The 24,186-nt window shown below is 51.1% G+C and carries 19 protein-coding genes, 1 pseudogene and 1 riboswitch; of the genes and pseudogenes, 5 read left to right on the top strand and 15 right to left on the bottom strand.

Features of this window, described 5'->3' with window-relative positions:
- Window positions 1–341 precede the first annotated feature (341 nt).
- The 4 genes from D3P07_RS13645 to metA form a co-directional block, all read right to left on the bottom strand.
- The gene (locus D3P07_RS13645; RefSeq protein ID WP_119800744.1) at window positions 342–1,265 is read right to left on the bottom strand and encodes a putative sporulation protein YtxC; all 924 of its coding nucleotides are present in this window, start codon (window positions 1,263–1,265) and stop codon (window positions 342–344) included.
- A gap of 166 nt (window positions 1,266–1,431) precedes the next feature.
- Window positions 1,432–2,568 carry a cyclic dehypoxanthinyl futalosine synthase gene (mqnC, locus tag D3P07_RS13640; protein WP_119800743.1) on the bottom strand — a complete coding sequence of 379 codons (1,137 nt, stop codon included), beginning with the start codon at window positions 2,566–2,568 and terminating at the stop codon, window positions 1,432–1,434.
- A gap of 322 nt (window positions 2,569–2,890) precedes the next feature.
- A complete protein-coding gene (locus D3P07_RS13635; protein ID WP_119800742.1) occupies window positions 2,891–4,051 on the bottom strand; it encodes an aminotransferase class I/II-fold pyridoxal phosphate-dependent enzyme in 1,161 nt (386 codons plus the stop codon).
- Between the two features lie 192 nt (window positions 4,052–4,243).
- Window positions 4,244–5,167: a homoserine O-acetyltransferase MetA gene (gene metA / locus D3P07_RS13630; protein WP_119800741.1), complete on the bottom strand. Its 924-nt coding sequence runs from the start codon at window positions 5,165–5,167 to the stop codon at window positions 4,244–4,246.
- Between the two features lie 104 nt (window positions 5,168–5,271).
- Window positions 5,272–5,379: riboswitch (SAM riboswitch) on the bottom strand.
- Between the two features lie 376 nt (window positions 5,380–5,755).
- Between metA and corA the strand changes: the two genes are divergently transcribed.
- From corA to D3P07_RS13605, 5 genes are all read left to right on the top strand, one after another.
- Window positions 5,756–6,691, top strand: coding sequence for a magnesium/cobalt transporter CorA (gene corA, locus D3P07_RS13625; RefSeq protein ID WP_119800740.1), 936 nt, complete (start codon window positions 5,756–5,758; stop codon window positions 6,689–6,691).
- A gap of 86 nt (window positions 6,692–6,777) precedes the next feature.
- Window positions 6,778–7,680, top strand: a complete 903-nt coding sequence (locus D3P07_RS13620) for a LysR family transcriptional regulator (RefSeq protein WP_119800739.1) — start codon at window positions 6,778–6,780, stop codon at window positions 7,678–7,680.
- Between the two features lie 11 nt (window positions 7,681–7,691).
- Window positions 7,692–8,501: a histidinol-phosphatase gene (locus D3P07_RS13615; protein WP_119800738.1), complete on the top strand. Its 810-nt coding sequence runs from the start codon at window positions 7,692–7,694 to the stop codon at window positions 8,499–8,501.
- Window positions 8,502–8,730: 229 nt separating this feature from the next.
- On the top strand, window positions 8,731–9,576 hold the full coding sequence (locus tag D3P07_RS13610; RefSeq protein WP_119800737.1) for a DMT family transporter: 846 nt from the start codon (window positions 8,731–8,733) through the stop codon (window positions 9,574–9,576).
- A 283-nt stretch (window positions 9,577–9,859) separates the two neighbouring features.
- Window positions 9,860–10,168: a winged helix-turn-helix transcriptional regulator gene (locus D3P07_RS13605; RefSeq protein ID WP_119800736.1), complete on the top strand. Its 309-nt coding sequence runs from the start codon at window positions 9,860–9,862 to the stop codon at window positions 10,166–10,168.
- A gap of 72 nt (window positions 10,169–10,240) precedes the next feature.
- On the opposite strand, the gene D3P07_RS13600 is transcribed toward D3P07_RS13605, so the two are convergent.
- From D3P07_RS13600 to D3P07_RS13550, 11 genes and pseudogenes are all read right to left on the bottom strand, one after another.
- Window positions 10,241–12,097: an SLC13 family permease gene (locus D3P07_RS13600; RefSeq protein WP_182914314.1), complete on the bottom strand. Its 1,857-nt coding sequence runs from the start codon at window positions 12,095–12,097 to the stop codon at window positions 10,241–10,243.
- A gap of 204 nt (window positions 12,098–12,301) precedes the next feature.
- Window positions 12,302–13,354, bottom strand: a complete 1,053-nt coding sequence (locus D3P07_RS13595; protein ID WP_119800734.1) for an NAD(P)/FAD-dependent oxidoreductase — start codon at window positions 13,352–13,354, stop codon at window positions 12,302–12,304.
- Window positions 13,355–13,425: 71 nt separating this feature from the next.
- Complete coding sequence (locus tag D3P07_RS13590; RefSeq protein WP_119800733.1) at window positions 13,426–14,460, bottom strand: FecCD family ABC transporter permease; 1,035 nt, start codon at window positions 14,458–14,460, stop codon at window positions 13,426–13,428.
- Window positions 14,460–15,519: pseudogene (locus D3P07_RS13585) on the bottom strand (FecCD family ABC transporter permease). The gene D3P07_RS13590 and the pseudogene D3P07_RS13585 overlap by 1 nt, the downstream one beginning before the upstream one ends.
- Window positions 15,520–15,591: 72 nt before the next feature.
- Window positions 15,592–17,307 carry an ABC transporter ATP-binding protein gene (locus tag D3P07_RS13580; protein WP_119800732.1) on the bottom strand — a complete coding sequence of 572 codons (1,716 nt, stop codon included), beginning with the start codon at window positions 17,305–17,307 and terminating at the stop codon, window positions 15,592–15,594.
- A 69-nt stretch (window positions 17,308–17,376) separates the two neighbouring features.
- Window positions 17,377–19,335 (bottom strand): AraC family transcriptional regulator, encoded by a 1,959-nt coding sequence (locus tag D3P07_RS13575; RefSeq protein WP_119800731.1) that lies wholly within the window; start codon window positions 19,333–19,335, stop codon window positions 17,377–17,379.
- Complete coding sequence (locus D3P07_RS27895) at window positions 19,266–19,454, bottom strand: AraC family transcriptional regulator (protein ID WP_182914303.1); 189 nt, start codon at window positions 19,452–19,454, stop codon at window positions 19,266–19,268. The genes D3P07_RS13575 and D3P07_RS27895 overlap by 70 nt, the downstream gene beginning before the upstream one ends.
- A gap of 520 nt (window positions 19,455–19,974) precedes the next feature.
- The gene (locus D3P07_RS13565; protein ID WP_147384514.1) at window positions 19,975–20,346 is read right to left on the bottom strand and encodes a hypothetical protein; all 372 of its coding nucleotides are present in this window, start codon (window positions 20,344–20,346) and stop codon (window positions 19,975–19,977) included.
- 533 nt (window positions 20,347–20,879) lie between these two features.
- Window positions 20,880–21,644 carry a succinate dehydrogenase iron-sulfur subunit gene (gene sdhB, locus D3P07_RS13560; RefSeq protein ID WP_119800728.1) on the bottom strand — a complete coding sequence of 255 codons (765 nt, stop codon included), beginning with the start codon at window positions 21,642–21,644 and terminating at the stop codon, window positions 20,880–20,882.
- A 2-nt stretch (window positions 21,645–21,646) separates the two neighbouring features.
- Entirely contained in the window at window positions 21,647–23,404 is a 1,758-nt protein-coding gene (gene sdhA / locus D3P07_RS13555) for a succinate dehydrogenase flavoprotein subunit (RefSeq protein ID WP_119800727.1), read from the bottom strand.
- 25 nt (window positions 23,405–23,429) lie between these two features.
- Window positions 23,430–24,101, bottom strand: a complete 672-nt coding sequence (locus D3P07_RS13550) for a succinate dehydrogenase cytochrome b558 subunit (protein WP_119800726.1) — start codon at window positions 24,099–24,101, stop codon at window positions 23,430–23,432.
- Window positions 24,102–24,186 lie beyond the last annotated feature (85 nt).

Here is a 24,186-nt window from a genome sequence, read left to right as displayed (position 1 = left end):
CGCAAAAGGGACGAGTGCTTGTCAGCTCGTGGTTCCACCCTACTTCAACTGCTGGGCCTTGTCTGTTATCAAGACGGCAGTCCTCGTAATCATCTGGTAACGGAGATATCCGGTATGGCTTACAGCTGCAGAGCATTCTGCAGGTTCAACCACACAGCTACAAGAGGGGTACATCTGCCCGCGTCTAGGAAGGAACTTTCAGCTGGAATTCCTCTCTCTGGTCCAAGCGCATCTGGCAGACACATGACTCTGGTCATGGCTGTTGCAATGTTTATCAGCATCATTATAGACCGATAAGAGAAAATGGTCAAGGCGCAATCGCAACTTGTGCACAAGCATCCCTAAGGATGAATAAGCTCATCCAACGTGCTGGAACAGGACGGACATTTCACGCATACCTTCACACGGCTGTCGAATATCGTCTGAATGGTCCGAATGACCTGCATATCTGGATGTCGTGTATGGATCATAATTTGCTTTGGAGATACCGATATGAGCGAGCTGATGACCATATCCTCAATATTCATCTCCGTCTCCAGCATCTCCGCTACGATCCGGTCTGACGGCGGCTTAGGCTCCAGCGTTTGGAAGTTGTCATTATAAAGCATGAAGTCATGGCCGCCTTTGTGCACCAAGTGAACGAGCGGCACTTTGGATTCCTGAAGCTGCACAAAATATTTCAGCAGCGATATGAACTCCTGGTACTGCTTATCCAGTACATACTCATCCAGCGCGTACTCGACAATTTCCGTAAGCTCCTTGCGGTAGGTATGCAAGCGGAACGTCAGCAGGCCGTATAAGTTCAGCTCCGTCTCCACTTCTAGAAACTTCTCGATTTCGTCCGCGATTTTGCCTTTGCGCCTGGAGCGGTCCGCCTCCTGGAAGCGGCTGCCGAGTCCCTCCCACTCCTTGCCATGCAGGAGATCCTGGCAGTATTTTTCGATGATAACGGTATCCATAGAAGGATGCCCCCGATATTTTTTTCGGATAATCGCCGACAGCAGATCTGATTCCATATGACTCACCACGTATTCGGCAACTGCGCTGGCGGTCGATTTATATAATAAAGGGCCTTCGGTCTTCAATTGAAATTGCGGAAGCTGGGCGACGCAGCGTACGGCTCCCTTCTCATTCACGAATTGAACGAGCAGGAGACCTTCCTTCCGGGCCGACCTATGTAAATCAGCATTTACTTGTTCCTTAAGCAGCGACTGCAGGCTCTCGACTGATTCCTCATCTGGCAATGCGATTCTGAACAAATCCATGCGCTCACCCCTTTCCTTCCGTTACAGTATATGGCCCATAGTCAGCGTATATACAAAGAAGAGTTTGGCATGTCGCATCGTTATCGCATCAAAAAAAGACCGCTCCGAACGGCCTATAAGCCGTATCGTGCGGTCTTGCTTCCTAATGAAGGCGGCGGAATTGGAATTAATTTTGCATAATGAAGTCGCGTTCCGCTTTCTCCGATTCATGATACATGCGAAGAATGTTATATTTGGTATCGCGCTGAGCCGGTATTTTGCCTGCTTCGCGAATAAGCTGAAGAATAAGATCGATATTCACTTTATGCGTCGTGCCGGCAGCGGATACGACATTCTCTTCAATCATGGTGCTGCCAAAGTCATTGCAGCCATAGGACAAGCTGAGTTTGCCCATCTCCGGCCCCATCGTCACCCAAGAGGACTGGAAGTTGTTAATATTGTCCAGCATCATACGGCTAACCGCAACGATACGAAGGTATTCCTCCGGCTTCGCCTTCTCCAGCTTCAGGTTCGTATTGTCCGGTTGGAACGGCCAGGAGATGAAGGCCATGAAGCCCGGCGTTGGATAGCCGTTCGCCAGCACCTTATCCTGCTCATCCCGGATCCGAAGCATATGAAGCGCCCGCTCCTCAATCGTCTCGCCCAAGCCATAAACCATCGTAGCCGTCGTATTCATGCCATGACGATGAGCGGAATTCATGACATCCATCCAATCGGTCCATGGGCCTTTCATCCGGCTGATCTTTCTACGAGTACGGTCATCCAAGATTTCCGCTCCGCCGCCAGGCAAGGAATCTAGTCCTGCTTCATGAAGCTGGGCAATGACTTCATCCAGAGACAATCCGTCAGAGACAACCTTCATCTTCTGAATTTCTGCCGGGGAGAAGGAGTGCATCGTAATATTAGGGAAGCGATTCTTGATTTTGCGAAGCAAATCCGTGTAATACGAGAATGGCAAATTCGGATTCGTGCCGCCTTGCATCAAGATTTCGGTACCGCCAACATCGACCGTTTCCTGAATTTTATTTAAAATGACCTCGTCATCCAGCACATAACCTTCCTTCGAGCCCGGTGCGCGGTAGAAAGCACAGAATCGGCAATATACATCGCATACGTTCGTATAATTGACGTTGCGTCCTACCACAAATGTCGTTATCGGCTCAGGATGCCTTCTTAGCATCAACTGGTTAGCTACGTGTCCCATCTTCTCGATCTGATCAGAAGCGAGCAATTCCATTCCGTCTTCCAGACTCAATCTGCTGCCGCTCAGGGCTTTGTCCAATATCCGGTCTATCGCGCTCATCCGCAAGACCTCCTTAACTTGTTCAGTCAAATAAGTAGCAATACTTAATCCTATCATAGATCAAGAAGACTAGTCATCCATTCGGTACAAAACCATTATGGCAAATTAGCGAAATTTGAGAAAATCTTTATCGAAGCCATTCAACATGAGCGACCTGCAGGTTTGCGTAGCAAACCCGCTTCATAAGCATAGTGTAGGTTTTATCGCCAATTAGAGCTATTAAATCCGATACCCTCAGAAAACTTATATTTCTACTTTGGTAAATAGAAGACAGACACGGCAAAGCCGATCGGATCGGGCTGCCGTGTCTGTCTGTTGGCTCCTATTGCTCTTCAAGCTCTTGCTTCGCTGCGCGAAGCGCTTGCTCAAGATCTTCAATCAGGTCATCGACATGCTCGATGCCGACAGAGAAACGGAGCAAACGATCGTCAACGCCGACTGCTTTGCGAATCTCTTCTGGAATGTCCGCATGCGTCTGCACAGCAGGGTACGTCATCAGCGATTCTACGCCGCCAAGACTCTCTGCGAATGCAATCAACTTAATATGGCGCAGAATCGGCTCTACGTAACGAGCATCCTTCACTCTGAACGAGAAGATGCCTGTGTTGCCGGACGACTGCTTGTTTTGAACATCATGGCCCGGATGATGAGGCAATGCAGGGTAATAAACATCCTCGATCGCCTCATGCTCCAGCAGATATTCCGCAATCTTCGTCGCATTGTATTGATGCCTCTCCATCCGAAGCGCTAGCGTCTTCATGCCTCTCATCAGCAGCCAGGAATCCTGCGGTCCCAATACGGCGCCAATGGAGTTATGTAGGATCGCCATCTGCTGCGACAATTCCTCGCCTTTTGTAATGATCAAGCCCGCCAGCACATCATTGTGTCCGCCCAAATATTTGGTCGCGCTATGAATGACAATATCTGCTCCAAGCTCGATCGGACGCTGCAAATAAGGAGTGAGCAGCGTATTGTCGACAATCGTCAGAAGACCTTTCGACTTGGCCCAAGCACAAACGCGCTCCAAATCGGTGATCATCATAAGCGGGTTCGTCGGAGTCTCAATCAGAACCGCCTTCGTATTTGGCTGCAGCAAGCTGGACATGCCGTCTATGTCATTCGTGTCGACATAGGATGCCGTTACGCCGAATCTCGACATAATGCGCTCCAGCAGACGGTAGGTGCCGCCGTATAAATCCAGAGAAACAATCAGATGATCGCCTTGACTGAAGTAAGCAAAGATCGTCTGCAGTGCCGCCATTCCGGAGCTACAGGCAAATCCGGCATCACCGGACTCCAGCTTCGCTGCCGCTTCTTCCAGCACGGCTCTGGTCGGGCTTTTGGTTCTGGCGTAATCGAAGCCCGTGCTTTGGCCAAGCTTGGGATGGCGGAATGCCGTAGCTTGATAAACTGGGAAGCTGACCGCTCCCGTAACAGGCTCCTGTACGGAACCGATTTGAGCCAAGTGACTTTCCATTTTCATCTTAACGTCGCAACTCCCTTAACATATATTAAGTGTTGTTCAAAAAAGTCGTCTTTTGATCACGAAGCAAACCAAGAAGCGTATTCGACATCGAATCTTTCGTTCACCTTCCCGGATGCACGGGCGAGCAGTTCGCCGTCAGACGAACGACCAGCCTCGGTGCTGAAAGCCCGACTTTTTGAACACGCACTTTTAAATGCCAGCACCGAGATCATACGGCGTCTGTTGGTACACATAATAGTTCAGCCAGTTGGAGAAGAGCAGGTTAGCATGCGCTCTCCATGTGGACAAAGGCATACAAGAAGGATTATCGCCCGGGAAATAGTTTTTGGGAAGATCGATTTCCATTCCCTTTGCTACATCGCGATCGTATTCGAACTTGAGCGAAGTTGGATCGTATTCGGAATGGCCCGTGACAAAAATTTGCTTGCCGTCACGCGAAGCTACAATATAGATGCCCGAATCCGTGGATTCCGACAGAATCTCCAGTTCCTCGATCGGCTCGATATCCTCCTTGCGCACTTCCGTATGGCGGGATTGCGGCACGAAGAACAGCTCGTCGAAGCCTCTGAGCAGCTGTATATTCCGCTTTTCTTCCGCAATGGTGTGCGGGAAGACGCCGAACACTTTGAAGTCCAGATTGTATTTCGGAACGCCATAATGATGGTAGAGACCCGCTTGGGAAGCCCAACAGATATGGAAGGTCGAAGTAACATGAAGCTTTGTCCAGTCCATGATTTCCTGAAGCTCTTCCCAGTAGTTCACTTCCTCGAACGGCAGATGCTCTACCGGAGCGCCCGTAATAATCATCCCGTCAAAATATTGATGAGAGATCTCGTCGAACGTTTTGTAGAACGATTCCAGATGCTCGGCTGACGTGTTCTTGGACTGATGCGTTCTCGGATGGAGCAGGACAACCTCCACTTGCAGAGGCGTATTGCCGATCAGGCGAAGCAATTGTGTCTCTGTTGTTTCCTTAGTCGGCATCAGGTTCAATATGGCAATACGCAGCGGACGAATGTCCTGCTGGTAGGCAACGCTCTCATCCATGACGAATATGTTCTCATTGCTCAAGATTTCCTTCGCCGGCAAGTTGTCTGGTACTTTGATAGGCACTCTGATCACACTCCTAAAATCATGTAGTCATTAGAAGTCGACAAACAAAAAAGACCCCTTCTGCGAGAGAAAAGGTCGTATGCTCGGCAAGTAGCCGTCCGCCTCTCTCATCTCTCAGAAACCAAAAATGTTTCCGCAAGAATTAGCACCGTGCATATATGCCGGTTGCCGGGCTTCATCGGGCTAGTCCCTCCGCCTGCTCTTGATAAGAAAGTAGTCTATTCAGTTGTTGCATTTCCAATTAAGACTACTTTAATCCATTCTGCCCTTCCCGTCAAGAACCCCGCCGCATATACTGTGAAACCGGCCTCCATCAAGCCATTTTCCCCTTGAATGTTCTGTCAATGCGGGAGTATACTAGACAAGGATTGGGACATTCATTCGACATTAAAGGAGTGTATGAGGACATGGAAGGTGATCGACCTAAGCCCGAAGCCAACTGTAATAGGCTACTGTCGGTTCTGCCGATACAAAGCCGCCCCTCCATCCTTCCTGCACGCACTTTGATGTGGAACGGATAACGGGCCGACGGCTCTGTTTTGGGTTCCAGCCGGCAGTCTCCTGTAAGACGAGAGAGGAGAACTGCGTATGAAGATCAGACATGTAAACAATGGAAAATTTACGATGGTGGAAGACATCGATCAGACGCGACTGGCGCCTGAAGAAGGCTTCTACTGGATTGATGCAGATGTAGAGGATCTTGAGGTGCTGCAGCCGATATTCGGCATGCATGATCTTGCGGTAGAGGATTGCCTCAACGATGAGGAGCAGCGTCCCAAAATCGAGATCTACGAAAATCACTACTTTATCGTGATTGACAGCATTCGCTTTGATGATGAAGATATCTTTTTGCGGGCGCTCAATATATTTCTGGGACGCCACTACATTATTACCGTAACGAAACAAAAAATTAACGAGCTCCGTTCCCTGAAGCCTATTCTATGGGAGCAGGAGGTCAACCGTCCGGACCAGTTCCTGTACTATTTGGTCGACCTTGTGGTTGATAATTATTTTCTTGTCGGCGACCGGATCGACAGCCGGATCGAGACGCTTGAAGAAGATATCCTGATGCACACCAAGAAATCGCATCTCAATGAGATCATTGGTCTGCGCGGCGAGATACTTTGGGTGAAGAAGGTGCTTGGTCCTCAGCGCGAAGTCATCTTCACGCTGAATAAGAAGGAGCTCAAGCTGATCGACGATCAGCTGCAGAAGTATTTCCGAGACGTCTACGAGAATGCCATTAAAGTATCGGAGTCCTTCGAGACCTACCGCGATTTGATGGGCAACCTTCGCGAGGCTTATCAGTCCAGTCTGACGAGCCGCGCCAACGAAATCATGCGCGTGTTCACTGCCATTACGACAATATTCATGCCGCTTACGTTCATCACGGGCATCTACGGCATGAACTTCGATGATATTCCCGGTATCCATTTCAAGCTTGGAGCCTATATTTTACTTGGCATTATGATTGTACTTGGGTTTGGCATGTTTATTATTTTTCGCAAGAAGGAGTGGCTCTGAGGGCCATTCCTTTTTTTTGCTGCAAACTTTTAGATAAGATATAATAGAATTATGCCCAGTGAACGTCGGAAGGGGGAATACTGGACTTGAACATTAGCCAGTTGGAAACACTACTCACCATCTCCAAGACGATGAGCTTCCGAAAGGCAGGCGAGCTTCTCAATTTGACGCAGCCAGCCGTATCGGCCCAGATCAAAAGCTTGGAGGATGAATTCAAGACCGTCCTGATCGACCGGAACCAGCCCGTTACCCTTACAGAACATGGACAGGTCTTTCTAGAACATGCCGAGCGCATGCTTGCTATCGTCGAGGAGCTTAAGCAGAAGCTCAACGATCTGAATCATACGCCTCAAGGACATATTCTGCTTGGCACGACCTCATCCATCGCCATCCAAATATTGCCGCGGGTTCTATCTTACTTCCAGAATCAATACCCGCTTATCAAGACAACGATACATACCATGCCATCATCCCAAGTTATGACCTGCGTCGAGAATGGTTCCGTTGACGTTGGCATAACCTATTTATCGGAGAAAAATCCGAACATTGCCTCATCCACGCTTTATTACGATACGTTTGAACTTGTTGTCTCCCCGGAGAATCCGCTCAGCAGCCTGACGCATACTACAGTCGATAAGCTGAAGGACGTCCCGATGATCATGCTTGCGCCAGACACGCTGGGCAGGCGATACGTAGACGCCATGTTCAGGAAATACAATATTCAACCGAATATCGTTATGGAGCTGTCCAGCAGCGAAGAAGTGAAGCGGATGGTCGAGATCGATCTCGGCGCCGCCATCGTCTCCAAGCTGTCCATTCCCACGGAGCTTAAGCATGGCACGCTTAAGATTATTAAAATCAACGAACTGGAAGCTAGCCACCCCGTCGGCGTCGTCTATAAGTCAGGCCGATATTTGAACACGGCCATGCAGCAATTTTTGAGCGATCTGAGAGGCATGCCAGAGCATTCATTCATCAGCAGCGAGTAGGAGGGTTTACGTTGAAATTCGATCTACATACACATCACGTCAGATGCGGACATGCGAACGGCACCATCGAGGATTACATTCTGGCCGGTATCGACGCCGGACTAAGCGTCATCGGCATATCGGATCACTCTCCTTATTTCTACCATCAGGAGGATCAGCCCTGGCCCGGCATCGCCATGGCCAGAAGCGACTTTGCCAATTATGTGAATGAAGTGCTGCGGCTGAAGGAGAAGTATGCAGGTCGCATCGAGGTGCTGCTCGGCATGGAATCGGATTACTTCGCCGATCACGCCGAAGCTTACCGGGAAGCATACAAGGGCGTTCCATTCGATTACCTGATTGGCTCCGTGCATCAGGTCAGCGGGGTCAGCATCTTCAATCGAAACCGCTGGAAGAACCTGGACGAGGCCGGACATATCAATGAAAAGAAAAGCTATTACGAGCTGATCAAACAATCCGCACGAAGCGGAATGTTCGATATATTGGGACATATCGATGCGATGAAGGGGTATTATCCCGCATTCTCGGATATTCCCGCACATGAGCATATTGACGATACGCTGAGAACGATTGCAGAATGCGATGTATCGATCGAGATTAACACGTCGGGCAGTACGAAGGATGTCGGCGGGTGGTATCCGTCAGACGCTATTCTGGAGCGGGCGCTTCACTTCGGCGTCAATGTCACATTCGGCTCCGATGCCCATATTCCTAGCCGTGTCGGGGATGAATGGGAGCTGGTAGCCAAGCGGCTGAAGGAAATCGGTTTTGAGCATTGGGTATTCTACCGGCAGCGACAACAAGTCATTGTACCGCTGTAGCAACAATATTGGGGAGGGATGCATATCGCGTCCCTCCCCTTCTAATGTATTGATCGGAGGCGCAAAGCTGAAGGGCAACCATATCGAGACAAAAAAAAGCGGGCCTGCACGCCGCAGGCCCTAAAGGTTATATAAAAGGGGGTCTTGTTTATTATAATAGCCCAACCATATGTTAGGGCGGTAACAGGACTATTTCATTTGTGTAACAAATTCGGGAGTGTGAATTTCAATGTGGTTAGCAATAGCCATCGGCAGCGCCATCCTGTTCGGACTGGCGGGCTGGTGGATGAAAGTATCGCAAATGCGCGGGGGTTCCACCCGCATGCTGCTGCTTGCCCTCTACACCGCAGGTACAGCGGGCTTCGGCATTCATGCGGCTATTGAGGGCAGCATCGCAAGTTTAACGGATATAAGAGTGTGGGCAGCGGGACTCGTCATTGGCGCCGGCTCTGCCTGGGGCAATGCCTTATTCATGAAAGCGCTGGAGCATGGGCCAGCCAGCCTGACCTCTCCGTTAACCAATCTGAACATCGTATTGGTCGTAGCGCTGGCAACGCTATGGTACCATGAACCGCTGAGTTTGCCGCAGGGGCTGGGTGTCGCCCTGCTTATGCTGTCCGTCATGCTGATTGCCTACAAGCGCAAGGAACCGCTCACGATCAAAGAGAAACGCTGGTTCCTGCTTGTTGGTCTGGCCATCCTTATGTTCACCTTGCGCAACGGCGGTCTTAAAGTAACGGACGAGCTAGGAATGGCGAGCGCGCCGGTCTTGTTCGTCGCTTATGCGTTGTCCATCGCCTGGTTCCTGATCCCGTCGAGCGAAATCATCACGCCCGCATCCAGGCGAATTGGTCTTAAGCTGGGGCTTGCTGCCGGCCTCTTCTCGTATGGCGGCCTTCAGCTCTACGCAGTTGCCATCACGACCGGTCAGGCGAATCTGGCCGCTCCGATCTTCGCTACCAACAGCCTTGTTGTAGCCATAGGCTCCATCCTGCTGTATAAGGAAAAATTGTCATTACAGCAGTGGGCCGCATTCCTGTTTATGCTTGCCGGACTCATCGTGATTAAGATGTAAATATTTTGCAATTAACCTGCAACTTTTTCGCCAGTCCTTACGTTAGATTAAACAGCTATGCTTGCGGAGAGTTATCCTGCTAACCTCAAGCATTAAGCGACATTCATTCAGCATGATGAAGGATATCGTCATTGGTTTTATGTCGGAAAAGTCATAGAAACCATCCTTGTAAAAGTTAGTCTCTGCCTGCGCATAAGCTCGCCAAAAGTCTTTGTTGCCTGGCACACTTACTTTTCGTTCGTTCATATGCTACAATAGAACTATGAAAAGAGGGGTGATTCTGTTGGATTATTCGACAATGTGCCCGAGGTATGAAGCTGCGGCTGATCTATTAGGCAAAAAATGGACAGGTAGAATCATTCGAGTTTTATTAGGCGGACCGAAGCGGTTTAAAGATATTAAGGAACAAATTCCGGAAATGAGCGACAAGATGCTGACGGACCGGATGAAGGAACTCGAAACGCTCGGCATCGTCAACCGTCAGGTGTATCCAGAGATGCCCGTTCGGATTGAGTACGAGCTTACGCCTAAGGGCAGAGACCTGCAGCCAGTCATCGAATCCATACAGGCTTGGGGCGAGACGTGGATGTAGGACATAAGAAAACCGCCATTGCTGGCGGTTTTTTTATTTGTCTGTTTGAATCCACCCTGATCTCCCGCAACCTTAGAACGGAAAGAACAGCGACAGCAGCGCAACCATTGCAACTCCCAGGAGCAGCTGTACGGGCAAGCCAACCTTGACATAATCCATGAACGTATAACGCCCTGCTGACATGACAAGGGCATTCGGCGGCGTCGAGAACGGCACGGCGAAGCAGATACTGGAAGCAAGCGCTACTGCGAATAGGAATGGCAACGGATTAACACCCAGCTGTACCGCCGCAGCAAGCGCAATCGGCGCGAACAAGACAGCACATGCCGTATTGCTAATGAACAGCGTCAGCGATGATGTCGCAAAGTAAATGCCTGCCAGTAGTGCAAGCGGTCCGGCGCTTCCTAAGCTGTCGACAAGGCCTTGCGAGATTAGTGCGGCCGCACCGGTCTTCTCGATGGCCACCGACATGGGAATCATGCCCCCGATAAGGACGACACTCTCCCAATTAACTGTCTTATATGCAGCATCCATATTCCTCAGGCAGCCCGTCGCAACCATCAGCACCGCGGCAATCATAACGGATATAACCGCCGGGAACAAATCTGCAATCATGAGCGCAACCATCAAAGCCATGATGCCGCCTGCCAGCGGCGCCTTATGGCTAAGCGGCATAGAAGCGGCCGTCTCCAGCGGCTGCCCTACAACGACCACATCGGCCTGCTCCTTGGACAGAGTGGCAATATTCTTCCATGTGCCCTGAACGAGCAGCGCGTCGCCGCGCCGGATTTTCTCGTCCTTGAGTCCATGCAGCACATACTCTCCCTTGCGCTGTATGCCAAGAACGTTGACACTGTATTGCTCACGGAAGCCGGCATGCTTAATCAATTGATTAATATGCTTGGAGTTTGGCGGAATAAGCACCTCCGCAATGCCGATCTCGGCAGAAGCGTATCCGTCCGTCTCCGCTCCGCCCACCCGCTCTGTCGCTTGGTGATCCAGCAGCGTTAGCCCGCAATCATTGGCGAAAGCCTCCGCTTGCTGGAATGTGCCCTTTACATACAGGATATCCTGATCCATCACGACCGTCTCAGGGCCTGCCATCTCCCCGTTTATCGTTTTGAAAAACGGATTCTTATGCGACGTCTTCCGCCTAACCTCACTAATATGTATGCCGTATTGTTGAAGAACAGACAGCTCCTTAAGCGGCTTCGAGACAACGCTGGACGTGCTGTCTGCTTGAACGCGGTACAGATGTCCGGTCAGGCTGTAACGCTGTGCCAGATGATGCACGCTTTGACTGCCGGGACGGCTATCGTCTTCGCCGCTGCGCGACTTCAGCAGCCATTTGCTGAATACGATGATCAGTACGGTACCGAGCAGTAAACAAACAAGGCCAATCGGCGTAAAGGAGAAAAAGGTCAGCTCCGCAATACCGTTTTTCGCCAGTGTCTCCCTAATGACCATATTAGGCGGAGTCCCGATCAAGGTCAGCGTTCCTCCAAGGCTGCTGGCGAAAGCGAGCGGCATCAGCAATTTGCCTGGACTGACATTAGCACTCATAGCGAGACTGATGACAATCGGGAGCATAACGGCAACCGTCCCTGTATTGCTGACAAAAGCTCCAATAAACGAAGTAGACAGCATGACGGTCACAAGCAGCTTGGTCTCATTCGTACCGGCAAGCTTCAGCAGCTTGCCGCTCACGATATTAGCCAGTCCGGTCTGGAAGATGCCTCCGCCAACAATGAACAATCCAATCATCATGATGACAACGGAATTGGCAAAGCCCGACAACGCCTCTGCCGGAGTAAGTATATCGAATAATACCAGTATGACAAGGGCGCATATGGCGACTAAGTCCGACCGCACTTTGCCGCTTACAAACAGGACTGCGGCCCCTGCCAATACCGATAAGGTCACTATCATATCCAACTGCAAATCGACTCCCTCCAGATGCTATTACGCAATTACGCTCTATTCTATACGATTATACAGGAGGATAAGATTCATAGAGTGACTTATTTGGCACAATATTGGAATCGTTTCCACCAGTCCGGCTGTATCCTATCCCATGAAAAAAGCTCCCGGGCAGCAGTTGTGTGCTGCTCGGGAGCCTGGTTGGAATAGGCATTAGGATGTATACAAATGTTTCATCAGCTCGCGGTTTTTCTTCTCGAACAATTCATTATGCGAGGACACCACGCCCCACCCTCTGGCATCAGGGGCAATATACTGCTTCGCTTTATTCACCGCGTTGCCCGCATCATGGAATGCGCCTGCAATCAGATGCAGCTTGCCCTCATGGTGGAGAATATCCCCGACGGCGTACAAGCCCTCTACCGATGTCTCGCTTGTTGGTTTTCCTTTCACGCAATATTCGTCTTCCATCTCGATCTTCAGCTCGCTCTTCTGCAGCAATTCCTTGTCACGCTCGTATCCGTGATTGATGACAACCTCATCTACGGTCAGCACGATCCCTTCGCCGTCCGAGCTGCGCTTCAGCACTACATGACCAATCCTGTCATGGCCAGGCTCAGAAATCAGCTTTTCGATTGTCGTATTAAGCAGGCATTCCACCGAGCTGTTCATTAATCGTGTTACCTCCGCCTCATGGCCATTCAGCATCTCCTTGCGGTAGGTCAAATATACCTTCTTCGCAATCTGCTCCAGTTCATTGGCCCAGTCGATCGCCGCGTTGCCGCCGCCGGAGATCAGCACCGTTTTCCCTTTGAAGCGCGCCAGCGATTTGACCGTGTAATGCAGGTTGGACAGTTCGTACTTCTCGGCGCCTTCAACCTCCAGCTTCGTCGGCTTCAGGATGCCGCCGCCAACAGCCAGAATAACCGTCTTGGAATAGTGGGCTTCGCCCGTATGAGTGTGCAGCACAAAATATCCGTCCTCATTCTTGGAGATCGACGTCACCTTCTGTCCCAGCACGACCACTGGCTCGAAGGTCAGCCCCTGCGCCACGGTCTGCTCGATTAATTGTGCGCCCGTAACCGGCGTTAGTCCGCCTACATCCCAAATCATTTTTTCCGGATACACATGCACCTTGCCGCCCAAAAACGTCTGAAATTCGATCAGTTTGGTTTTCATTTCGCGCAAGCCGCTATAGAAAGCGGAATATAAGCCAGCAGGCCCTCCGCCGATAATCGTAACATCAAATAGTTGTTCGTTACCCATTTCTCTCATCTCCCGCTTTTTTTATTAAAAAAATCGTCTCCTTGCGTCTTTCTCAGATGCTGCTCAAATCTTCAGCTTTTCGTGCGTGCAAGCAAGTACAAGAAATAAGGGGCGCCAATGACGGCAACTACAATGCCCGTCGGGATCTCCGACGGCTGGAGCACCCAGCGACCGATTGTGTCGGCAATAATGACCAGCAAAGCCCCCGTCAAAGCGGATGCCGGAAGCAGCAGCTGATGCTTCGGTCCCACCAGCCGCCGTGCCAGATGCGGGCCGATCAGCCCGACAAACCCGATGCCGCCGCTGACGGCGACAGATGCGCCGGCAAGCCCTACAGCCGCAATCAGCAGCTTCAGCCGCTCCCCTTTCACCGAGGTGCCTAGTCCAGATGCAATCTGGTCGCCAAGGCTCAGCACGTTCATAATACGGGCCTTGTAGAATACATAAGGCAGCAGTACGACAACCCAAGGCAGCAAGGCGAGCACGAACTTCCAGTTAGAGCCCCAGATGCTTCCCGCCAGCCAGGTAGCCAGAAACTGATATTTGTTCGGGTCCAGCCGCAGCGTCAGTACGATCATAGCCGCGCTAATCCCCGCTGCTACGGCAATCCCTGTCAGAATCAGCCGAGTCGGCGATATCCCCTCATGCCGCTTGTAAGCCAGCGCATAGATTAATGCTGCAGTTGCGCCCGCCCCGATCAAGGCCAGCACAGGCAGCAGAAATACAGGCGCTGCCGCCGTCGTCGGGTAAAAGGAGATGAACAGCATCACCATCAGACCTGCGCCCGCATTGATGCCGAGGATGCCGGGGTCGGCCAGCGCATTGCGCGATATGCCTTGCATAATGCACCCGGATACAGCGAGTCCTGCACCGATCAGCAGGGAGATGACGATACGCGGAAGCCTGAACTGGTAGAGAATAAGCGACTGCTTCTCTGTTCCCATGCCGAATAACGTCTTCAGCACATCAAGCGGCGAGAGCCGGATAAAACCTGTATTCATGCTGATGATGAACGCAGTAATTATGAGTACAGCCAAAATCGCCATGACGATAAGACCTCTGCGCAGCCGGTTGTCGCTGGCGGTTAATACGTCTGCCTCTTGCATTACAGCTCCCTCCTTTCTTTCCTCGCCAAATACAGAAAGAACGGAACGCCTATAAGCGCAATGAGCGCTCCTACAGGCGTCTCATATGGAGGATTAATCATTCGCGCCGCCAAGTCTGCAAGCATAACAAGCAGACTGCCCAGCACGGCCGAGCAAGGAATAATCCAGCGATAGTCCACGCCGACCAGGTACCGCGTCAGATGCGGAATAATCAGTCCGACAAAGCCGACTGCACCGACGACGGCTACAGCAGAGCCCGCAAGAATCAGGACAATAACCGTACCCGCCAGCTTGACCAGCCGGGTCCGCTGACCGAGTCCTGCGGCAATCTCTTCGCCCAGCGTGAGCAGCGTAATCGACCGGGACAGTATCAGGGCGCCGAGAATCGCCAAGCCTACCCATGGTGCCATAATCTCAAGCTGGCTCCATTTTGTACCCGCTACGCCCCCCCGCATACCAGAACGCCATATCCTGGCCGATGCGGAAATAAAGAGCGATGCCTTCGCTAAGCGCCGCCAGCAGCGCGCTGACTGCCGCACCTGCAAGCACCAAACGGACGGGTGTCAGCCCGCCCTTGGCCAATGATCCAACACCGAATACAAGACCGGCGCCGACACCCGCTCCAATGAAAGAATACATAATCAGATACATAAATGGCATACCTGGGAAAAACGCAAAGCATAGAGCAAGCGCAAAGCCCGCTCCGGCGTTCAAGCCCAGCAAGCCGGAATCCGCCATCGGATTGCGCGTCATGCCTTGCATGAGCGCCCCCGCTACCGCAAAGCTCGCGCCAACCATAGCGCCGCCCAGCACACGCGGCAAACGCAGCTCCTGAATGATCTGATGCTGCGTAATCGTAGGATCAAAGGAAAAGATAGCTTCCCATACGGTTGCAAACGCAATATCAGCCGCTCCGAACGACACAGACAACGCCACGCTAAGCAATAGAGCAATCGTACCGCCGAATAAGATTAGCGTTGCAGCCAAGGGACGCGACCGCAGTCGCGTCCTCCCTCCACTGATATCATCTGTATTTATTTTCTCAGTCAAGTCCGACATACCCATACTCCTCATTATCTAAATCGCGATGTCTGTAATCTATTAATCTTCGATCTGCGTATTAGCTCAATGTTACATTCCGAATTGGGCGCGGTGCAGGCGGCTGTACACGCCTTCCTGCGCAATCAATTCTTCATGCTTGCCTTGCTCGGCAATTCCCTGGTCTGCCACGACGATAATGCGGTCCGCGTTTTTGACCGTAGCTAGACGATGCGCAATCACGAGCGTCGTGCGCCCTTGCGACAGCTCCGACAAGGCCAACTGGATCGCGGCTTCCGTCTCCGTATCCAGCGCCGAGGTCGCTTCGTCGAGAATCAGGATAGGCGGATTTTTGAGGAACATGCGAGAAATCGACAGCCGCTGCTTTTGTCCACCCGACAGCTTCACACCCCGTTCGCCGATAAAGGTATCGAGGCCATCAGGGAGTGACATAATCAGATCTTCCAGCTGAGCGCGTCTCGCCGCTTCCCAGATCGCTTCATCGCTAGCGCCCAGCCTGCCGTAAGCGATATTCTCGCGAATGGTACCGTCGAACAGGAAGACGTCCTGCTGGACAATACCGATCTGCGCGCGCAGTGATTCCAGCGTCATGCCTCGAACATCCATGCCGTCAATGGTAACGGACCCGCTCTCTACATCGTAGAATCGCGGCAGCAGCGAGCATAAGGTACTCTTGCCGGCGCCTGATGGCCCAACTAGCGCTGCTGTCTCCCCGGCGCGAATGGTCAGGTTCACGCCTTGAAGCACCTTGACTTTGCCTTCGTAGCCAAACGATACATCGTTGAAGCGGATCTCTCCGCGCAGATGCTCCACATGGCGGGCATTCGGCGCATCGTCTACATCCGGCTCCGTCTCCAGCAGTTCCAGGTACCGCTTGAAGCCAGCAATCCCTTTCGGATACGTCTCGATGACAGAATTAATCTGCTGGATCGGCCCCAAGAAAACATTGGACAACATGACAAACGCAATAAACTGGCCGTACGACATCCTGTCTTCAATGACAAACCAAGTTCCGCATACAAGTACAAACAGCGACACCAGCTTCATCAGAATGAAGCTAAGCGAGGAGTTCCAAGCCATAATCCGGTAGGTGAGCAGCTTCGTGATTCGGAACCGTTCGTTGTTTTGAGCAAAACGGTTGATTTCATGCTTTTCATTGGCAAATGCCTGAACGACGCGAATGCCGCTGACGTTGTTCTCTACCCTTGCGTTATAGTCAGCGATGTCCGAGAACATCCTTTTGAAGGCCGCCGACATTTTCTTGCTGAAATACATGGACAGATAAATCATGATCGGCACGATAATAAAGGTCAGCACCGCCAATTGCCAATTGATGCTCAGCATAATGCCGAACGCACCCGCCAGCGTCATAATGGCAATAAACAGATCCTCTGGACCATGATGGGCAATCTCGCCGATATCCATCAAATCGTTGGTCATGCGGGAGACGAGATGCCCGGTTTTGTTGTTGTCGAAAAATCGGAATGAAAGCTTCTGAACCCGGTCGAACAGCCTCTTGCGCATGTCCGACTCAATGTTAATGCCCAACTTATGTCCCCAATACGTCACGACATAGTGGAGGGTGGAGCTGATGATGTAGATGCCGAGCAAGCCGAGGCATGCATATAAGATCCACACCCAATTGCCGCTTGGCAGCAAATCGTCAACGATACGGTTAACCGCAAGCGGGAATGCCAGCTCCAGCAAGGCAGCTATAATCGCACAAGAAAAATCCAGTATGAACAAGCCCTTATAGGGGCGGTAATACTCAAAAAACCGACGTAACATAATTACCTCCACGGCTACACCTAATCAATCAAAGGGTTGCCCCATCTTCAGCGAGAGCTTCAGCGCTCGTTATTTCAACCCTGCCAGCCAGTCAGCCAGTTCCTCGGTCTGAGACAATACGGCAATCGGATCATAATACCAGGAATGCGCTTCCTTCCACACATAAACCCGGTCATTCTTCACCGCATCAAGCGTACCCCAGATCGGATCAGCCTTTACATCCTGCACGGTACGATCATTGGAGGTCAGAATGATGTAGTCGCCAGCATATTTCGGCAATGCTTCATTCGTCAGGCTGGCCCATTGCTTCTCCATAATTTCGGCAGCGATATCTGCTGGCGGCTTGAAGCCCAGCGCTTGATAGACGGCCTGTCCGCCTCTGCCGAAGTTGTCGCCGTATGTGTAAATCTCTTTATCGGACCACTCAATAATCGAGAAGGTTGCTCCCTCCGGCACTGCTTGATGGGCTTTCTCTCTCGCAGCGGCAATCCGGCGGTCATATTCCGCCAGCCAAGCCTCCGCTTCCTTTTCCTTGCCAAGCAGCTCTCCGAAATACGTCAGCTCCTCATGGGCGTTTTTAAGCTCGCCATAGGGGACAGCAAGGGTTGGCGCGATTTTGGATAACTGCTCGTATCTGGCATCATCCATAGTGGCGCCTGTAATGATCAAATCTGGCTGCAGGTCGACCACCTTCTCCAATGAGCCATTTACATCCCCGATATCCTCGACGCCTTCCAGCAGATCGGCCAAATAAGGATTGTCCCAGTGAAGACCAGGCGTCCCGATTGGCGTAACGCCAAGGACAATAAAGCTGCCCAAATATTGATCGGCGACGATGCGCTTCGGATTAGCCGGAATTTGTATTTCCTTGCCGCCGGACACGACCGTTCGAGTTTCCTGATCCGCAGTATTCGGTTGTGAATTGCCGCTGGAAGCATTCTCCGTTGTATTCGGAGACGCTCCTGTACCATTTGCCGTATTGGAAGCGCCCGTTCCGCCGGAGCATGCGCTCAGCAATAAAGTGAGGCATAGCAAAAGCGTTGCCGCAGTTGTGGTTGAAAACGATTTGTACATTGAAATTTCTCCTCTGCTCTGATATTGATAACAATTATCATTATCAGTATGATCCCGTTTCCCCTCTCCGGCAATGGAGGATCTTAGGATTGCAGATGGACTTTTTGCGGATTGGTCGTTGTTAAATTGTATCTTCCGGTAGTGAAGCGGGGAAGCCCCGAACATCTTCTTGAACATACGCCCAAAATAATACGGGTCTGCATACCCCACAAACGCCGCGATTTCACGGATGCTTGCCTCTGTATCGACAAGCAGTCGCGCTGCCTTCTCCATCCGGATACGAAGCAAATAATCGATTGGGCTATAACCCGTATGCTTCTTGAACACATCCGACAGATGCGCTGCGCTGTAATTTAATGCTGCCGCAAGCGACTCGAGCGAGACTGGCTCTGCATAATGGTTCTCCATATAGCGGACCGCCCGTGTCGCTAGATCCGGCTCCGCTGATTCTTCGCCCTGCCGTTGCAGCTGCTGCAATATCATGCCAACCAGCTCGTAGAACATCGATTTGACCTGGAATCTCTCGAATGGCCCTGCGATCAGCCACTCCCGGCGCATTGCTTCAACGATGCGGAATAAGGAGAGCGGATCATCCGGCATAAGCTGATAAGCCGATCCGAAGGGATTGGAGCGTGCCAGCAGCTCCGTCATATCCTCGCGGGAAGGCTTTGGCAGAACGGCTTTGTAATAGATGATGTCGTACTCCCATTGCTCTTCTCTCAACTGGATGTCCATCAAAGCGCCTTTGCCGCCATGCAGCACATGAAATGGACGAAGGGGATATTCCTTTCCGTCCAGCGTAATGGCCGCACCTCCTCTAGCGGCGAATAAGAACATGCTCGCCGGCAGCTGGTACCCGCGCAACTCCTCCCCTTTTCGCAAGATCATATGCCTGATATCCAACACTTTGATTGAAGCAAGATTCCATAATGCGATATGCTCCTGTTCAAACATCGTCTATAACACCCTTCTGTCATGCCCGTTACGGCTTTGAACTTCCGGCTCAAGTACAAGCTGCTCTTGTACCCTACACTGGGCGCAATTTCATGCAGCGTCTGATCCGCCGCAAGCAACCAATCTTTCGCTTTCCCGATTCAGAGTCGATTCAAATACGGACGGGAATTCTACTTGCAGGGCCGAAGCCTGGTGCTGTAAGTGAAGCCGGCTTGCCGACTTGAATGTATACATGGATGCATCCATACCTGCTATGCCTCTCAAAAAGTTCATATGAATATCATTATATTGATAAAGATTATCAATATCAATGCACTTTTTTTGAAAAGTTATTATCTTTAATTCATTGCCATATCGATGTAGTAGCCTCTCATGCATGCTTCAGGAAGCAGCCCGAAGAGATATTATAGCTGTGCACCTTGTCCGGCGCGTCAATTCTTTGTAGGATGTCATGCCCCTACTATCCTATCCACGCATCGGCGCCGCGGCAAACAATAAAAAAGACCGTTCCTCACCAACGGTGAACGGAACGATCCTTAATAGAGATTGAGGGTCCCCAAAAAACATAAGCGTACAAGTTGCGTTACTGCCAGTCAAGCTTAGTGTCTATCCCCTGTTCAATAAGAAAATCAATATGAATTAATAGGTGCTCCATACGGTGGATGGCCCCATCCAACCGCTTGGCAGGGTAATAACGTATTTGTAAGTGCCGGCAGGCTGATTGCCCAAATATAAATTGCCCGTACGAATTCCATCGCCGTGAGGCATACCGCCCTCAATGCTGCCGGAACCGACATACACATCACCTGAAGCGGTGACACGATAAACCGTTGCATACATCCAACCATGAATATGTGAATCATATGCATAATATTGAAGGGCAAGGTTCCCCCCGCTATGTGTTGTTGTACCGGTATCTGTACGGGTTGAGCTTGCAGAAACACTCGTAGCGAAAGTCAATAGCATAACTAAAACGATAAGTCCCAGGCCCATTTTTCTAATCTTCATCATAATTCCTCCCAATAAAATGTTTTTTTGCGCTCAAAGTTTCACTTATGCCTAACAGAAGCTGTTCCTATCCGATCATGCATATCTCATGCTCGTGCATGAACCACCTCCCTATAAGAATTAAGCAGGTTACTCAGGCTAGTACATAAAACATTTGGATATCGTCATAAGGAAGGTATTCATGAAAAATAGAAGCGGTAAGGAAGGATGAGACGTAAGGAGCAAGATGGAAGCGTTATCATTGAATTTTAATGGTATTGTATCACCTGTACCATTCATTGACAATCATTTCTAGTTCTTTTCCATGAACATTTCACTATAGCGGGTCCTAACTGAAATATTATTTTATTTCACATTTTACAGCTTGAAGACAGACGAAAGGATAGTTGACAGAGAGCCCTTGTTTTGATTATTATTGATAATAATTATCAATATCAACGATTGAGCGTTCATGCCATAGAAAAAAGCCCCCAAGCGTATAACGCTTGAGAGCTTCTTATCCGAATGCGATAACAATCGCACGGAGCATATAAATGCTACATGCCTAGCCATTTCTTAAACAGATGCTTGGTGGTGTCCTTGTTCATCGCCGCAATAGAAGTCGTAAGCGGAATGCCCTTCGGACAGGAGCGAACGCAGTTCTGCGAGTTGCCGCAGCCTTCGATGCCTCCATCGGTCATCAGCTCATCCAGACGCTCTTCCTTGTTCATCTCGCCCGTTGGGTGAGCGTTGAACAAGCGGACCTGGGAAATCGCAGCCGGGCCGATAAAGCTGTTGCGATCGTTCACGTTCGGGCAAGACTCCAGGCAGACGCCGCAAGTCATGCACTTCGACAGCTCATACGCCCACTGGCGCTTGGATTCTGCCATGCGCGGACCAGGGCCAAGATCGTACGTACCGTCGATTGGAATCCATGCTTTAACCTTCTTCAGTGCATTGAACATACGCTCGCGGTTAATGACCAGGTCGCGGACAACCGGGAACGTGCGCATCGGTTCTAGACGAATCGGCTGTTCCAGTTGATCGACCAAGGCGCTGCACGCCTGGCGTGGCTTGCCGTTAATGACCATGGAGCATGCGCCGCATACTTCTTCCAGACAGTTGGATTCCCAGCATACCGGTGAAGTTTTGGTACCGCTCGTTGTAACCGGATTACGCTGAATTTCCATCAGTCCGCTGATGACGTTCATGTTCGGGCGGTAAGGCAGTTCGAACTCTTCCGTATACGGCTTGGAATCCGGCTTATCCTGACGGGAAATGATAAACTTAACGGTTTTGGATGCGACAGTCGTTTCAGCCATGATTATTCTCCTTTCTTCTTGTCAGTGGAGTAATCGCGCTTACGCGGAGCAATCAGGCTTACGTCGATGTCCTCGTAAGAGATTTTCGGTCCGTCCGGCGTCCAGTCCGCAATCGTCGATTTCATGAATTGATCGTCGTCGCGCTCTGGGAAGTCCGGCTTGTAGTGCGCGCCGCGGCTTTCGTTGCGCATTAGCGCGCCCAGCGTCATCGCCTCGGACAGCTCAAGCATATTCCACAATTGGCGAGTGAAGGCAACGCCTGCGTTGTTCCATTGCGCCGTATCATTGATGTTGATGTTGCGGTAACGCTGCTTCAATTCCTTGATCTTGCCGATTGTAGCTTCCAGCTTGTCGTTGAAGCGAACAACCGTCATGTTGTTCGTCATCCACTCTCCAAGCTCCTTATGGATCACATAAGCATTCTCTGTGCCGTTCATGGCCAGAATGCTGTTGTACTTGTCAGTATGCGATTTCGTTGCGCGATCGAATACGGAAGAGGATACATCTTCAGCCGATTTCTTAAGGCCTTTGATATACTCGACTGCTTTCGGTCCCGCTACCATGCCGCCATAGATCGCGGACAGCAGGGAGTTGGCGCCCAGACGATTCGCACCGTGGTACTGGTACTCGCATTCGCCAGCGGCGAAGAGACCAGGAATGTTCGTCATTTGGTTGTAGTCAACCCACATGCCGCCCATCGAGTAGTGAACCGCAGGGAAGATCTTCATCGGAATTTTCCGCGGATCGTCGCCCATGAACTTCTCGTAGATCTCGATGATGCCGCCGAGCTTAACATCAAGCTCCTTCGGATCTTTGTGCGACAGGTCAAGGTATACCATGTTCTCGCCGTTGATGCCAAGCTTCTGGTCTACGCAGACGGAGAAGATCTCGCGAGTTGCGATATCGCGCGGTACGAGGTTGCCGTACGCCGGATATTTATCCTCAAGGAAATACCAAGGCTTGCCGTCTTTGTAGGTCCAGATGCGTCCGCCTTCGCCGCGTGCCGATTCGGACATAAGACGAAGCTTGTCGTCGCCCGGAATCGCTGTCGGGTGAATTTGGATGAACTCGCCATTCGCGTATTTCACGCCTTGCTGATACACAGCGCTTGCCGCAGTACCTGTATTGATAACGGAGTTCGTTGTTTTGCCGAAAATAATGCCAGGACCGCCGGAAGCCAAAATAACCGCATCCGCGCGAACGGTATGAACTTCCATCGAGCGGAGATCTTGTGCCGATACGCCGCGGCATACGCCATCGTCGTCCATCACTGCGCCAAGGAACTCCCAATGCTCGAATTTGTTGACCAGGCCAGCCGCTTCCCAACGGCGGACTTGCTCGTCCAATGCGTACAGCAGCTGTTGGCCAGTCGTTGCGCCTGCAAATGCAGTACGGTGATGCTTCGTACCGCCGAACCGGCGGAAGTCAAGAAGGCCTTCCGATGTACGGCTGAACATAACGCCCATACGGTCCATCAAATGGATGATGCCCGGCGCCGCTTCGCACATCGCTTTAACCGGTGGCTGGTTAGCCAGGAAGTCGCCGCCATAGACGGTATCGTCAAAGTGCTCCCATGGGGAGTCGCCTTCGCCTTTTGTATTAACAGCGCCGTTGATGCCGCCTTGCGCACACACGGAGTGGGAACGCTTGACCGGCACGAGGGAGAACAGGTCGACGTGCACGCCGGCTTCCGCTGCTTTGATTGTCGCCATAAGGCCGGCCAGACCGCCGCCGACGACGATAATTTTATTTTTTGCCATTACGCTTCGCTCCTTGTCTTCAAAACTATCCGATATTCACCGTAGTCAAAGCAACGCTAGCCGCTTCCTTGAACTCGTCGCCGCTGAATGCAACCAGAGAAAGAATGAACAGGGCCGATACGATGACGAATACGCCCATGCAAATATAAGAAGAGATACGTTGAGCTTTCGGGCCGATCGTGATGCCCCAGCTGATCAGGAATGCCCATAAGCCATTGCTGAAATGGAATACCGCAGCAAGCACGCCGATTACATAAAGCGTGAACATAAGCGGACTGCTCGCGATGTGGTGCATGGTAGAACCAAGCTCCTCATGCGTGATGTTGCCCATGTACACTTGCAGACGCGTCTGGTATACATGCCAGAAAACGAATACAAATGTGATAACGCCTGTTACCCTTTGTGCTGTAAACGCCCAGTTGCGTCCGTATTGAAAACGGCCCGTATTGGAGTTCGACTGGTATGCGACGTATAAGCCGTAGATACCGTGAAACAATAGCGGGAGGTAAATGCCGAAGATTTCAAGCAGTGGTATCAGCGGCAAGCTGTTGATGAGATGCACGCCCTTGTCGAAGCCCTCAGGTCCCCGTTCGAACGCTTGGTAGTTCGTGAGCCCGTGCACAACAATGAACCCGCCTAGTGGAATGATCCCCAGAAGCGAGTGCAGCTTGCGCGAGAAATACGAATTTCCTTTCATTTTTCCTTCTCCTTTCAAGACTGTGAATTACCCATTCGTAGTAAAACAAACCATTCTACATTGTAACGCTAGCATGTACCCCCGT

The organism is Paenibacillus sp. 1011MAR3C5, assembly GCF_003591485.1.
Lineage (GTDB): Bacteria > Bacillota > Bacilli > Paenibacillales > Paenibacillaceae > Pristimantibacillus.
This window is presented reverse-complemented; position numbering and strand designations above follow the sequence as displayed.